Genomic DNA, 13,040 nt, shown 5'->3' on the forward strand with positions numbered 1-13,040 from the left:
GCCCGTTCGAGGCTTGCCTACAGTTTCCCACGCCGACTCTTCTTCACTTACTTGAGTGTTATCGGTGATGTTAGTCATAAACGACCTCCCCGTGAGCAGGCGGGGACAGATTAATCAATCGAACACCGCACGCTGATGCAAATAACCACTGCCTTCGCGTCGTGTTTCTGTTTGCGTACGGATGGCGGCTAGGCGCAGTTCTTGCGCGTGGGTATCGGTTTGCGGTGGGAAACAGTCTGCCAGCTTTGCTTGATCGACCTCGCCAAATGGCGTCTGCTGATCAGTCATTTCCTTCGCCTTGATTTGATCCAGGCGATTGTTAGCCTTGGCGCCGGATTGCTTATAAGCGTCAACCCGATTTTGTACCGCATCGGCCAGGCCAGGATCTGCTTTGATCATGTTCTGATAGTTATCCCACACTTGTTTTTTATAAGCTGTGGTCGGCGTTTTTCCTGTGGCATCGTATTCGCGCGCCATCATCAGCACCGCTTCGGATTTTTCTTCCGCGGTGACATAACCCGCCAGATAAAATGTTGCCAATGAATCGTGAATCTGGTTTTGCAACAGCCACAGGTATGGTGGATCGGATGATGGCGGTGTTTTGTTAAACTGTTCCAATACCCATAACTCTTCTTTGTTCGGAGGAACCCCACTGTTTGCCAGTATGACTTGCCATCGGTTGGCGCTTTGCTCCTCTTCAAATTCGAGAGTAACGCGATGACCATTAATGCCTCCGACGTTACGCGTGGCGAAATCACGTCGTTTGCGCAGTATCGCCAGATCGCCTTTCAATAAATTGTTGTAACTATTCAGATCTTCCTGGTCCTGCGCGTTGGCACGGTCATACGATGGTAAATCCCTGAACTCGTTTAGCCATCTGCGCCGGAAGCCGTAGTACAACTGCATGTGCTTCTGTATCATTTCTTTATAGTTGCCGATTACGATGTCGTTTGTATCTGGCTTAAATTCCAGAGCAGCCATGTATGCGTTCCAGGCTGCGGTCAGATCGCTGTCGATGTCGTAGTCCTCTTTTAAGTCAGACGCCATATCGCAATAAGACAGTAATGGCACACCGGCCCGACACGCCTCTCTATGCATATGCAATAGCGGTATCTGGGATAGCATCTTGTCCATTGTTGTTCCGCGGCCATGATCGCCTGGGCTATAACCACCGCCGACATCGGAATGCACGCCGGGATACAGGCATTCCGTGACATTGTTGCCGGTGACGCGGGTGAGTGGGAAATTGCGGCGCTGCTCATGGGCACCGATGAAATGTACGGTTCTTTTAACGCAAGGAGGAAGCGGTTTGCGTGTTTCGCTGGCCCAGCTAAGGTGGCCATTGGCAAAGAAAAGCGGCGTGGTTTCGGATGCAGAATTCGCCAGCCCTATTGACGCCACGCTATCGAACAAGCCAAGAAAAGTAATCTCGGCGGGCATGTCGGCAAAGGTGCCGTCTTTTGCAAGGAGGTCGTCAAACCAGTAACAGAAAGCCCGTGCTTCTACCGCTCCGCGTGAAAAGCCGAACACGTTTAACGTGATTTTTGGAATATTCGGCAGAGGCCTATGTTTGCGTGCCTTGCGTAGTTGGGTGTCTAAATCTTTGGTGAGACCGTCGAACCAGCTACGCCGGTCGGGACGTGGTTCACGTGCATCGCGTAGTGGGTCGTTAGTTTCAACATCTTTGGCGTATTGCTGGATTTTGGCGGCAACGGCGTCCTTGTCGAACATATCATCATCATTGCTGAAGGCTTTATGTACCGCATTATAGACCTCAAATAGCCCGAATAAAATTCGCGCTTGACCGCCTTTTCCGAATGCCTTGCCGTCGGCACTTTCACGCCACTCCCGGTTCTCCGGGAAGCGGGTACCCAAGCCGGGAACGTAAATTCTATAGTGTCCCGATGCCTGTAAAGTGCCGACGCCATCGACATCTCTATGCGCTTTGTACAATTTTACGATATTGGTATGGCATTGTGACGGCTCGTCACGCACCATGTTGTTATTAGTGCCATCGAAGAACAGTCCAATATTGACGTATTTCTGGCAAGGAGGGGCATGAGCGGTCGGCCGTCTCTCTTTTAGAATACGGCTGACTGTGTCGGCAACGCTTGGCGTCATTTCGCCTTCAGCGTGACCTGAAATTCGCAGCGGGGCAGATTGGATAGGAGGCGAAGCATTCATTTATTCTTCCTCCGGTGGGGCGATGATGACGCTTTTCGGAATGGGGTGATTGGGATTGCTAGGACCATGGATGGGAGTGGATACAACCCGCACTTCGTCGTTTTCAAAAAAATGAACATAGAGCGTTCCGGCTTTTTCATATCGACGGATCGTGGTGGTTTTTTCTATCCAATCGCGTGCATTGGGCTTCCAGCGCACCTTGACTTTCATACCTGGCTGCCACTGCCTAGGGAGCATGTAACCGGCTGCGACAGTACCGCCACAATTCAGCCCGCCTGCCATTCTTTCGCTAAAAGGCTCCTTTACATAAAAATCGTGGATATAAGTAACACCCGGATGGCCGACGCATCTGATAGAAACAAACGTCATCGGAATGTCGACAACCATTGATGGTTTAAGTGGGGTTTGCACCGTGTTCTGCATCGTTGTGGCGCAAGCGCCGAGTGCCAGTGTTGCGACGACTACGAATAGATGGTTGACGCGCATGAATTTCCTTTATTTGAACCTGTTTCAGTAGTCAATACGATGCCGAGCGTTGCAGCGCAATCTGAACGCCGTGCATTTGCGCGTCATCCAACAGTTCCAACGCGTGATGCCGTTCGAGAAGCGTGATGGCTTGTGCCGCTAAGGCATAGCGCTCCGGTTCGTTGTTGATGCCGCGTTGGCTCATCCCTTTCAGTAGCCCGCTGATCATGCGGTACGACACAGAAGGCGTGCGGTCGGCGACGCGACACCAGTGTTGGCTTGTTTGCTGTATTCCCAAAGCTGCGGTGCCAAGTCGTCATCAAATGCGCCATCGACCAGTGCATAAACATGTAGTTTTCCGTGCTTTTCGACGATCGCGCTAATGGTTGAGTGAATCAGAGTGTTTAACTCGGGATGGTGTGGGTCGATGCCGAAATACATGTTTTTCCTTCAATAAAATTATCAAAGAACAGGTGGGGTGGCAGTGATTGACATGGCAAGGTTTGTGTTAAATATGCGGCTGCCAATACCAAGGACTGTTGTTGTTATATTATTAATTATAATTGCATTTTAGTTATTGCGCGACTCACACAATTAATTTCAAGTAGAGTATGAAAATGCTTACATTCAAGGGGGTGCAGAAACAACCGTAAGGGCGTAGTAGGATTGGAATAAAGGGGCGAGGGGGGAATGGTGAATTTGATTGACACGTATCTCTGGCGACGCGTCCTCACCGTTGTAGATCGTCTTGAAGTGTTTCGACCTGTCTCTGACATCCAATGTCGGGCGTATACAAAGCAGTGAAGTGCTGGTCTCAAAATTGTGTCATAAAAAAAGGCCGCTGGAAATTTCCAGCGGCCTTCTCATTTATGCGTGTATTACGAGGCGATCATTAAGATCGCCGACAGCTACTTAGCGGTCGCCAAACGAGCGACGTGCACCGCTGTCGTTCGAACGATTGCCTTTGTAACCGCCGCCGCCACCGTCTTTACGTGGTGCGCCTGGCTTGCTGAAAGTACGGCCGCCTGGTTTAGCCGGGCCGCCACGGTTGTCGCCTGGTTTCCAGCCGCCTGGTTTGTGGTTCGAGCGTGGTGCAGAAGCGGTACGCTTTGGTTCGAAACCTTCAACTACATCGACCGGGATCAATTGCTTGGTGAAACGTTCGATACGCTTGACGTTGACGCCTTCAGCGTGGTTCACCAGCGATACTGCAACACCGTTACGACCAGCGCGGCCGGTACGGCCGATACGATGGACGTAATCTTCCGGGAATTTCGGCAGATCGTAGTTGAATACGTGGGTGATGGCTGGCACGTCGATACCGCGAGCGGCAACGTCGGTGGCTACCAGAACGCGCACTTGACCGCGACGCAGACTGTCCAGGGTACGGTTACGCGCGCCTTGATGCATGTCGCCATGCAAAGCGGCAGCAGCGAAACCGGCGATGTTCAGGCGGTCGGCGATGGTGTCGGCGTCACGCTTGGTGGCGGTAAATACAACCGCCTGGTCCATGGTGACGTCGCGCAGCAGGTGATCCAGCAGGCGATTCTTGTGCGACAGATCGTCGACGAAGTGAACCTTCTGTTGAATGTTTTCGTGCTTGGTGGCCGAGCCGGCGATCTGGATGATCAGCGGGTTCTTGGTGATGCGTTTTGCCATGTTGCCGACAACGCCATCCAGCGTAGCCGAGAACAACATGGTTTGACGCGACTCAGGAGTAGCATCAACGATTTTTTCGATGTCGTCGATGAAACCCATGTCGAGCATGCGGTCAGCTTCGTCCAGCACCAGGATTTGCAGTTGCGAGAAATCGATCTTGCCCGATTCCATGTGGTCGATCAAACGGCCAGGAGTCGCGACCAGAATCTCAGGATTCTTGGCCAGCAATTGCATTTGCTTTGGATAAGGCATGCCGCCCAGGATCGAGATCGCCTTGATGCGTTTCATTTGCGAGCCGTACTTGTCGGTAGCGGTAGTCACTTGCAAAGCCAGTTCGCGGGTCGGTGTCAATACCAGCATCTTTGGTTGTGCCGGCTTGAAACGTGGACGCTCGCCGCGTGAACGGGAGGCTTGCATTTCTTGATTAGGTGTCTTGCCAACTGCAGCTGGAGCAACTTGTTGCTCCGAAGCGAATTTGTGTAATGCCGGCAGCATGAATGCTGCAGTCTTGCCGGAGCCGGTTTGCGAGGAAACCAGCAGGTCACGGCCTTCGATAGCGGCAGGGATAGCTTGTTCTTGAACGCTTGTTGGTTTTGTGTAGCCAGCTTCGGTCAGTGCTTTGATAACGGACGTGTGGAGGCCTAGTGATTCAAAAGTCATTATTTTCTTTCGTAAAGTGCAGCGTCATGAGCTGCAAAAATCGCGCAAACAATCGATATACGATGAATGCGACGAATGCAGCGAACGCAAAAAAGCAACGCCAACCAACGAAATGACTAAGAAACAAATACAAAGAAATTTCGGCACAAAAGCTTTGCGCCGGGACGGTGTCAGGATCGACACACAAGGCGGGAGGGCTTTTACAATGCAATGTCCCACAGAGATCAGGACACGCTTAGGCTTGCGCAGCTACTTATTGTTTTTACAGCGTTGGCGAAAATCGATATGATCAAGCGTTACCATCAAGCGCGATCGTCAATCGGTATCCCGAAATCCACTGTCTGCGCTCGTTATTGCAACGCAGCACAGAATAATACATTATTTTTACATTCGTTGCACCTTATTCATGCGATTGCCGTGAATTAAGCCCTGATTTGAAGCTGTACCGTTGGTTATGGTGCATTTTGGGGGCTGGCATATTCAGATACAATCGTTTTATTGCAATTCAACAACAGGAGAGGTCTTGTGGATAATAACGATAGTGAACAAAAGGCGGCATTGGGAATTGTTTGGGCCATCGTCGGCGTGGTGGTGGTGGCAGCATTGCTGCTGGCAAGCTATATCGGGATTACCGCAGGCAAGGGTGGCAATACGGCAGCCGTGTCGGCGCCAGTTGCGGCTGCCGGGCAAGTTGCCGCGGTTGCTCCAGCTCCCGCCGCTAGTGCTTCTGCCGACGCTTCAACGGCAGGCGTGCCAGCCGTTGTAAAAATCTTCTTTGAAACAGGCAAGTCGGAAGCGCCCGCCAGTGCTGCCACGGATGTTGCGGCGATTGTGGCTTACCTGAAGGCCAACCAGGCCGCCACGGTTGCCGTCTCCGGCTATCACGATGCCAGCGGCAATGCGGATGTGAACGCCGAAGTGTCGAAAAACCGGGCTAAAGCTGTGCGCGCGCTGTTGGTTGCGGCTGGAGTGGAAGAGGCGCGGGTGACCATGGAGAAGCCGCAAGTCTCTTTGGGTGGCAACGATGCCGATGCGCGTCGGGTTGAGGTGACGGTTCATCGGTAAGAAAGTGGGGGTGGGCACAAAGGCATGCCCACCCCTACATTTGCGCAGCAACGTCTTATTCGGCGATACCGCCTACCACATGAGAGAAGCCGCCATCGACATAGGTGATCTCACCGGTGATGCCGCTGGCCAGGTCCGACAGGAAAAAAGCGGCGGCATTGCCGACATCTTCTACCGTCACGTTGCGGCGCAATGGCGCGTGCTCGGCGACAAAGCCCAGGATCTTGCCGAAACCCTTGATGCCGCTGGCGGCCAGGGTCTTGATCGGACCGGCTGAAATACCGTTCACGCGTACACCCTTAGGACCCAGCGATCCCGCCAGATAACGGACGCTGGCTTCGAGCGATGCCTTGGCCAGCCCCATCGTGTTGTAGTTGGGGACGACACGTTCCGAACCCAGGTAAGTCAATGTCAGCAATGCCGAGTTAGGGCGCAGCATCGGCAGTGCGGCCTTCGCCATTGCCGGGAAGCTGTAGGCGGAAATGTCGTGGGCAATCTTGAAGCCTTCGCGCGACAGGCCGTCCAGGAAATCGCCGGCAATCGCTTCGCTTGGCGCAAAGCCGATGGCATGCACCAGGCCGTCCAGCTGGTCCCAGGATTTGCCGAGGTCGGCGAACAATGCGTTGATTTGCTCATCGCTGCCAACGTCGCAATCGAAAATCAATTCGCTGTCGAACTCTTTGGCGAAATTGGTGATGCGTTCCTTGAAGCGTTCGCCTACATAGGTAAACGCCAGCTCGGCGCCTTCGCGCTTGCAAGCTTGAGCGATGCCGTAAGCGATCGAACGGTTGGACAGCAAGCCCGTGATCAGAATTTTTTTGCCTTGCAGGAATGCCATATTGACTCCAGATATGCGCCGTTTGTATTGCTGGCGGTGATGTGATGCTTGTGCACCGGATATTCTGCTTGAGTTCTTATCGAACAGGGCAAGATTGTAGGGGTTCGCCGCGCTGAGGGCAACTATGCCGGCTTTCCTGCGGGTAATGTATTTTTGATATCGGAGGAGGTTTTGCAATAACCCATGGTGCCGGCTCGGCTGCGCCATGAGTCATTTTCTACAGTGAGTGCGGTCAGATCAGAGATCAGCTACGTGAGTTCCTGGATGAGGCCAGAACCACAGGTTTGCTGTTTTTCTTCGCTGCAACCTTGTTTTTGCCGCTGTGGCTGCTGCTTGCGGTGGCTGTATGGTAGCGGACATTGTGGCCGGATTTTTTGTGGCCGGCAGAGGCTACCATGTGGTTTGGCACTTGCAGTTGCAGGCTTTGGCCGTGGCTGACGGTATCACGGTGCAAGCCGTTCCATGCCTTCACCTGGCTCACGCTGACGTGATAGCGCGCGGCAATCGATGCCAGGGTGTCGCGCTTGCCTACCTTGACGGAAATGCGGCGGGTTTCCGGCGCATCCGGCGTCACCGCCATGGTGGCGTTATCGGCGACTTCGGCGGTGATGTCGCTGTTGGCGGTTTCAGTCTTCGGCACCAGGATGGTGGAGCCGGCCTTCAGCAGCATTCTAGGCGGGATATGGTTGACTTCGCGGATCACGGCAGGTGTGGTGCCGAATCGGGTGGCGATGGTTTCAATCCGCTCACGGGCGCTGCTGACGGTGTGCGAAGTCCATGAAGACAGCGTCTGCGTCCACTGGGTCAGATTGTGTTTGAATTTTTCCGCATTGCTTTCAGGTAGCAAAATCTTGGTGTCGGCGCTACCGATGATGACTGGCCGATTGAACTGCGGGTTCAGGGCCTTGAATTCGTCCAGCGATAATTCTGCAAGCTGCGCCGCGACCTTGACATCGATATCGCGGGTTTTGCCGATCGTGACGAAGTATGGCTGGTTGTCTACCTTAGGCAGCGAGACGTTGTACATCTCGGGCGCTGCAATAATATTCTTGACGGCTTGCAGCTTGGGAACGTAATTGCGGGTTTCCGCCGGCATCAGCGGCGCCAAGCTATTGAAGTCGATCGGCAGGCCGGCGGCCTGGTTCTTGTTGATGGCGCGCTGTACCGAACCTTCACCCCAGTTATAGGCAGCCAGCGCCAGTTGCCAGTCGCCAAACATGCCATACAGTTTTTGCAGATAAGTCAGCGCGGCATCGGTGGAGGCCAGGACATCGCGGCGCTCATCCTTGAACATGTTTTGCTTGAGATTGAAATCGCGTCCGGTGGCAGGAACGAACTGCCACATGCCCGCTGCCTTGGCACTGGAATAAGCTTGCGGATTGAACGCCGATTCGATGAACGGCAGCAACGCCAGTTCGGTCGGCATGCCGCGTTTTTCCAATTCTTGTACGACGTGATACAGATAGCGCGACGCCCGCACCGTGGTGCGTTCGAAATATTCCGGCCGGGCGCTGTAAAAATCGGTTTGGCTTACCACCTGCGCGTTATCCAGATCAGGAATGCCGAAACCCTTGCGTATGCGCGCCCAGATATCGACCTGTTCCATGCCGAGCATGCCGGCGCCAGGGTCGTTCGGGTCGATTAAGCTGAAAGTGGGGGTGTAGATCGAAATGTCGTTGGCCTGGGCCAAGAGCGGAGTGCCGAAAAAAGCGAGTGCGGCAAAAGCGATATTCTTGAGTTTTAGCTGATACATGGGTTCAATTTATGTGACCGGATGTCATCAACCGGTAATAATGGATTAGACGCAGTGTACGTAAGGCAGTTTTCTCCCGTCAAGCAAAAATTACACAGTTACAAACGATAAGTGATTGATTTATCAGGTATTAGTTTTAATAAATCGATATGCGGAGACTATGTAACCAGCAATAACAATAAATCACGATGATCGGCAGTCCTTGCTTGTTGCTTACTTATTGAATACTTGCCGAATTGTTTGTGATTTATTTGAAGTTGTTTTTCCATTCGCGCAATGCCGCAAACGCTGCAACGGGATCGGTTTTCCGTTGTTTTTCGGCGAGGCGGCCACTGGCTTGCAGACTGGCAAGAATGGTTGGTTGCTGGTAACGCAGGAAGGGGTTGGTGGCATTCTCGAGCGCGATGGTCGACGGCACGGTGGCTTGCTGCCGTTCGCGCTTGGCCTGTTCGGTTGCCATGCGCGCTGCCAAAACGGCATTGTCCGGCTCTACCGCCAGCGCAAACCGCAGATTCGAGACGGTATATTCATGCGCGCAATACACCTGGGTATCGCCCGGCAAGCTGCTCAGCTTCGCCAGCGAATCGACCATTTGTCCCGGGCTGCCTTCAAACAGCCGTCCGCAACCGCCGGCGAACAGCGTGTCGCCGCAAAACAGCCAAGGCTGACCTTGCGCCACGTAGGCGATATGGCCGCTGGTATGGCCAGGCACATCCAGCACTGACAGTGTCAGCCCCAACTCTGGAATGGTGGCGGTATCGCCTTCGTCGAGCGGTTGGCTGACGCCGGCGATGGCTTCGCCGGCAGGGCCGAATACCGGGATGTTAAAGTGTTGCAGCAAAGTTTGTACCCCGCCGACATGGTCAGCATGGTGATGTGTCAGTAAAATAGCGACAAGTACCAGGCCATGGGCATCGAGTGCAGCCAGAATCGGCTGGGCGTCGCCGGGATCGACGACTGCGGCATGACGGCCATCGTGGATCAGCCAGAGATAGTTATCGTTAAATGCCGGCACCGCCAATACACGCAATGATTTACTTTGTGATTTATCAAATAAGGCAGGCATGGGATATCCGTCATCAGAAAAGTCCATTATAGCGCTCGGCCCCTGGCTGCAGACGCCCACCGGCAGTTACATGCTGGAGTGGGAACAGGCGCGCCTGGATGCGATGACGGCAGATATCTTCGGCTTCAACGCAATGCAGATCGGCGTGCCGCAAATAAAAGCCCTGCAAGCGAACCGGATGCGCCACAAATGGCTGACAGACAGCCGCCTGCCAGAAGTTGGCGAAGCGCAAACCGGCGTGGTGGTGACCCACGATTTTGCGGAATTGCCGTTTGCCTCGCAAAGCCTGGATCTGGTGGTGCTGCCGCACGTGCTGGAGTTCGCTGCCGAGCCGCATCAGATTCTGCGCGAGGTTGAGCGGGTGCTGATCCCTGAGGGGCAAGTCATCATTTGCGGTTTCAATCCGGCCAGCCTGTGGGGCATCCGGCAAACCGCCGGCCGCATGTCGGGCGTGCATTTCTTGCCGCAAAACGCCGAATTCATCAGTTTGCTACGTCTGAAAGACTGGCTGAAACTGTTAAACATGGAAGTCAATCGCGGTCACTTCGGCTGTTACGCGCCACCGTATACCAGTAGCAAATGGCTGCATCGCTTCACCTTCATGGAGAAAGCCGGCAATCGCTGGTGGCCGTATTTTGGCGCGGTATACATTGTGCAGGCGATCAAGCGCGTCAAAGGCATGCACCTGGTCGGCCCGGCTTTCAGTAAACAAGTCATCAAGGCCGCGCGCGGGGTTCCCGCCACCAACAAGATTCACAAGACGGATCAGAACGGGGCAGAGTAGCAGCAGCGTAGTAAACTCTCGTCTTCAGGCGGCGTGTTGCGTATTTTCGCGCGTCGCCATAACAAAGCAGTGAAAGTGAATCAACCAAGTATGGACAAAGTAGAAATATTTGCCGATGGTGCCTGCAAAGGCAATCCCGGTACCGGCGGCTGGGGTGCGTTATTGGTGGCGGATGGCAAGGAAAAGGAATTGTTTGGCGGCGAACGCAATACGACCAACAACCGGATGGAACTGAAAGCGGTGATCGAAGCGCTGACGGCCTTGACCCGGCCCTGCGAAGTGGTCGTGTTTACAGATAGCCAGTATGTGCAAAAAGGGATCAGCGAATGGATCCATGGCTGGAAGTCGCGCGGCTGGAAAACCGCGGCGCGCGAGCCGGTAAAGAATGTCGACCTGTGGCAAGCGCTGGATGCTGCGCAGGCCCGGCATAAAATCGAATGGCGATGGGTAAAAGGCCACGCCGGCCACGTCGGCAACGAACGCGCCGACCAGCTGGCCAATCGTGGTGTGACTACCGTTGTGTGAATCCGAAACGAGCCCAAGCGAGCCGAAGCGAGCCGCAACCGCATGCCGCGTTGTTGGCGGCGGTTTTTGCGGAGTATGTTTTTATGTTTGTATTGAAGATTAAGTGACCATGCGACAAATAGTTCTGGATACCGAAACCACCGGTCTCAACCCGCGCACCGGCGACCGCATCATCGAAATCGGCTGTGTCGAATTGATGAACCGGCGCCTGACCGGTAATAATTTTCATCGCTATATCAATCCCGAGCGCGATTCGGAAGAAGGCGCGCTGGCAGTGCACGGCTTGACCACCGCCTTTCTAAGTGACAAACCAAAGTTTGCGGAGATATTCGACGAGTTGCGCGAGTACACCCGTGGCGCTCAGGTCATCATCCACAACGCGCCCTTCGATTTGGGATTTCTGGATGCCGAATACAAGTTATTAGGCAAAGGCACATTTTCGGGCGACATCGCCGGTGTCATCGATACCTTGGTGCAAGCCAAGGAAATGTACCCTGGCAAACGCAACTCGCTGGATGCGCTGTGCGATCGCTACGGTATTTCCAATGCCCACCGCACCTTGCACGGCGCGTTGCTCGACTCGGAGTTGCTGGCTGAGGTGTATCTGGCAATGACGCGCGGGCAGAATAGTTTCAGCATCGATTCGGGCGCAGGGCATAGCGATGCGGACGGTGAGGGCGCGGCGCTCGAATTGCTGCCTTTGGCTGAAATTGTCGTGCGCACGGCGAATGCGGAAGAACTGGCTGAGCATGAGTTGCTGCTCAATGGCTTGGATAAGGACGCTAAAGGTGCGTGTATTTGGCGTCAATCCGTGGCGTCAGGCGGCGGTTGAACCGGCAGAAAACCTGCCGCAAAAGTAATCTTGCAAAAAATCCACACAAGACGCTAGCCACGGACGAGATTTGCTATTATAATTTCGCTTCTTTAGGCGCGTAGCTCAGCTGGTTAGAGCACTACCTTGACATGGTAGGGGTCGTTGGTTCGAGTCCAATCGTGCCTACCAGTATTCTCGGGTTTGTGAGGATGCTGGGATAAATTGGGATTTACTCCGAATTTATTTTATGAAAATTGTTGATAGCAAATAATGAATGGGAGCGCAGTATGGCTTCCATTTTTGCTTTTTCGCTCCGGAAATCCACAGCATCGTTAACAAAGCGCTCAGTTATCGCCTTGTCGCCCCACCTTGCCGCGCAAACAAGTCGCCTATTCCTGAAATAGGCGACATCGGATCAGTTCCAGGGCAGCGAATACGTCTTGGTATTGGAGAAGCTTTTCATCGCTTCCAGCACACCTTCCTTGTAACCCAGCCCCGAATCCTTGATACCGCCAAACGGTGTCAGCTCCAGACGATAGCCTGGCACTTCCCGCACATTGACGCTCCCCACTTCCAGCTCACGGACGAAACGGGTGATGTAGTCCATGCGATTGGTGCAGACCGATGACGACAAGCCATATGGCGTCGAGTTCGATATCCGGATGGCATCGGCAATATCGGTGCAGCGAATCACCGGCGACACCGGTCCGAACGTTTCCTCGGCAACCAGCTTGCAGTCGGCGGGCACATGGTCCAGCACCGTCGGCGAGTACACCGCGCCGTTGCGGATATTGCCATATAACAGTTTGGCGCCGTGGCGTTCGGCATCCTTCACCTTGGCTTCGAACTCGATCGCCGCACGTTCGTCGATCACCGTTCCCATATCGTTGTTCGGGTCCATCGGATCGCCGTATTTGATGGCCTTGGTTTTCTTCACCAACAGGTCGACAAATTCATCGGCGACTGCCTGATGCACGATCATGCGTTTGATCGCAGTGCAGCGCTGGCCGGAATTCTTGTACGATCCCGACACCGCCAAGGTCGCCGCCTCTTCAATATCGGCATCCTCCATCACAATGATCGGATCATTGCCGCCCAGTTCCAGCACCTGACGCTTGTAGACGGCCTTGCCGGCGATGTATTTGCCGATCGGCACGCCACCGGTGAAGGTGACCAGATCGACATCGGCATTGGTCAGCATTTCATCGGCGATTTCTTTCGGGTCGC

The 13,040-nt window shown here is 54.0% G+C and carries 13 protein-coding genes and 1 tRNA gene; 5 read left to right on the top strand and 9 right to left on the bottom strand.

Annotation, left to right across the window (positions count from 1 at the left end):
- Positions 1 to 114: 114 nt before the first annotated feature.
- From KHU29_RS17200 to KHU29_RS17220, 5 genes are all read right to left on the bottom strand, one after another.
- Positions 115 to 2,184 carry a T6SS phospholipase effector Tle1-like catalytic domain-containing protein gene (locus tag KHU29_RS17200; RefSeq protein WP_211454123.1) on the bottom strand — a complete coding sequence of 690 codons (2,070 nt, stop codon included), beginning with the start codon at positions 2,182 to 2,184 and terminating at the stop codon, positions 115 to 117.
- Complete coding sequence (locus tag KHU29_RS17205) at positions 2,185 to 2,670, bottom strand: DUF3304 domain-containing protein (RefSeq protein ID WP_211454124.1); 486 nt, start codon at positions 2,668 to 2,670, stop codon at positions 2,185 to 2,187.
- A gap of 31 nt (positions 2,671 to 2,701) precedes the next feature.
- Complete coding sequence (locus tag KHU29_RS17210; protein WP_211454126.1) at positions 2,702 to 2,878, bottom strand: hypothetical protein; 177 nt, start codon at positions 2,876 to 2,878, stop codon at positions 2,702 to 2,704.
- A complete protein-coding gene (locus tag KHU29_RS17215) occupies positions 2,875 to 3,090 on the bottom strand; it encodes a hypothetical protein (protein WP_211454128.1) in 216 nt (71 codons plus the stop codon). Before KHU29_RS17215 ends, KHU29_RS17210 begins: the two co-directional genes overlap by 4 nt.
- A gap of 471 nt (positions 3,091 to 3,561) precedes the next feature.
- Positions 3,562 to 4,968, bottom strand: a complete 1,407-nt coding sequence (locus tag KHU29_RS17220; protein ID WP_211454130.1) for a DEAD/DEAH box helicase — start codon at positions 4,966 to 4,968, stop codon at positions 3,562 to 3,564.
- Between the two features lie 525 nt (positions 4,969 to 5,493).
- Between KHU29_RS17220 and KHU29_RS17225 the strand changes: the two genes are divergently transcribed.
- The gene (locus KHU29_RS17225) at positions 5,494 to 6,033 is read left to right on the top strand and encodes an OmpA family protein (protein ID WP_211454132.1); all 540 of its coding nucleotides are present in this window, start codon (positions 5,494 to 5,496) and stop codon (positions 6,031 to 6,033) included.
- 55 nt (positions 6,034 to 6,088) lie between these two features.
- Here the strand turns inward: KHU29_RS17225 and fabI are convergent, their stop codons facing one another.
- The 3 genes from fabI to gloB all read right to left on the bottom strand — a co-directional run bounded on the left by fabI (position 6,089) and on the right by gloB (position 9,690).
- Positions 6,089 to 6,871, bottom strand: coding sequence for an enoyl-ACP reductase FabI (fabI, locus tag KHU29_RS17230; protein ID WP_092415844.1), 783 nt, complete (start codon positions 6,869 to 6,871; stop codon positions 6,089 to 6,091).
- Between the two features lie 244 nt (positions 6,872 to 7,115).
- The gene (locus KHU29_RS17235; RefSeq protein ID WP_211454134.1) at positions 7,116 to 8,624 is read right to left on the bottom strand and encodes a transglycosylase SLT domain-containing protein; all 1,509 of its coding nucleotides are present in this window, start codon (positions 8,622 to 8,624) and stop codon (positions 7,116 to 7,118) included.
- 247 nt (positions 8,625 to 8,871) lie between these two features.
- Positions 8,872 to 9,690 (bottom strand): hydroxyacylglutathione hydrolase, encoded by an 819-nt coding sequence (gene gloB / locus KHU29_RS17240; protein WP_211454136.1) that lies wholly within the window; start codon positions 9,688 to 9,690, stop codon positions 8,872 to 8,874.
- Here gloB and KHU29_RS17245 point away from each other — a divergent pair.
- From KHU29_RS17245 to KHU29_RS17260, 4 genes are all read left to right on the top strand, one after another.
- Positions 9,689 to 10,474, top strand: coding sequence for a class I SAM-dependent methyltransferase (locus tag KHU29_RS17245; RefSeq protein WP_211454138.1), 786 nt, complete (start codon positions 9,689 to 9,691; stop codon positions 10,472 to 10,474). The two genes, gloB and KHU29_RS17245, sit on opposite strands and share 2 nt — an antisense overlap.
- 90 nt (positions 10,475 to 10,564) lie before the next feature.
- Complete coding sequence (gene rnhA, locus KHU29_RS17250) at positions 10,565 to 10,999, top strand: ribonuclease HI (RefSeq protein WP_211454153.1); 435 nt, start codon at positions 10,565 to 10,567, stop codon at positions 10,997 to 10,999.
- Positions 11,000 to 11,108: 109 nt separating this feature from the next.
- The gene (gene dnaQ / locus KHU29_RS17255; protein ID WP_211454139.1) at positions 11,109 to 11,831 is read left to right on the top strand and encodes a DNA polymerase III subunit epsilon; all 723 of its coding nucleotides are present in this window, start codon (positions 11,109 to 11,111) and stop codon (positions 11,829 to 11,831) included.
- Positions 11,832 to 11,925: 94 nt separating this feature from the next.
- Positions 11,926 to 12,002: transfer RNA gene (locus KHU29_RS17260), tRNA-Val, on the top strand.
- A gap of 226 nt (positions 12,003 to 12,228) precedes the next feature.
- On the opposite strand, the gene KHU29_RS17265 is transcribed toward KHU29_RS17260, so the two are convergent.
- Positions 12,229 to 13,040 (bottom strand): aldehyde dehydrogenase family protein (locus tag KHU29_RS17265; RefSeq protein ID WP_211454141.1); only part of this gene is annotated, 812 nt, incomplete at its 5' end.

Source organism: Collimonas antrihumi, assembly GCF_018304965.1.
Lineage (GTDB): Bacteria > Pseudomonadota > Gammaproteobacteria > Burkholderiales > Burkholderiaceae_D > Collimonas > Collimonas antrihumi.

Bases quoted from the DNA above. Each gene is read 5' to 3' on its own strand.
- KHU29_RS17235 (WP_211454134.1), bottom strand. From the start codon at position 8,624: ATGTATCAGCTAAAACTCAAGAATATCGCTTTTGCCGCACTCGCTTTT.
- fabI (WP_092415844.1), bottom strand. From the start codon at position 6,871: ATGGCATTCCTGCAAGGCAAAAAAATTCTGATCACGGGCTTGCTGTCC.
- KHU29_RS17215 (WP_211454128.1), bottom strand. From the start codon at position 3,090: ATGTATTTCGGCATCGACCCACACCATCCCGAGTTAAACACTCTGATT.
- KHU29_RS17205 (WP_211454124.1), bottom strand. From the start codon at position 2,670: ATGCGCGTCAACCATCTATTCGTAGTCGTCGCAACACTGGCACTCGGC.
- KHU29_RS17220 (WP_211454130.1), bottom strand. From the start codon at position 4,968: ATGACTTTTGAATCACTAGGCCTCCACACGTCCGTTATCAAAGCACTG.
- KHU29_RS17245 (WP_211454138.1), top strand. From the start codon at position 9,689: ATGGGATATCCGTCATCAGAAAAGTCCATTATAGCGCTCGGCCCCTGG.
- gloB (WP_211454136.1), bottom strand. From the start codon at position 9,690: ATGCCTGCCTTATTTGATAAATCACAAAGTAAATCATTGCGTGTATTG.
- rnhA (WP_211454153.1), top strand. From the start codon at position 10,565: ATGGACAAAGTAGAAATATTTGCCGATGGTGCCTGCAAAGGCAATCCC.
- KHU29_RS17210 (WP_211454126.1), bottom strand. From the start codon at position 2,878: ATGATCAGCGGGCTACTGAAAGGGATGAGCCAACGCGGCATCAACAAC.
- dnaQ (WP_211454139.1), top strand. From the start codon at position 11,109: ATGCGACAAATAGTTCTGGATACCGAAACCACCGGTCTCAACCCGCGC.
- KHU29_RS17200 (WP_211454123.1), bottom strand. From the start codon at position 2,184: ATGAATGCTTCGCCTCCTATCCAATCTGCCCCGCTGCGAATTTCAGGT.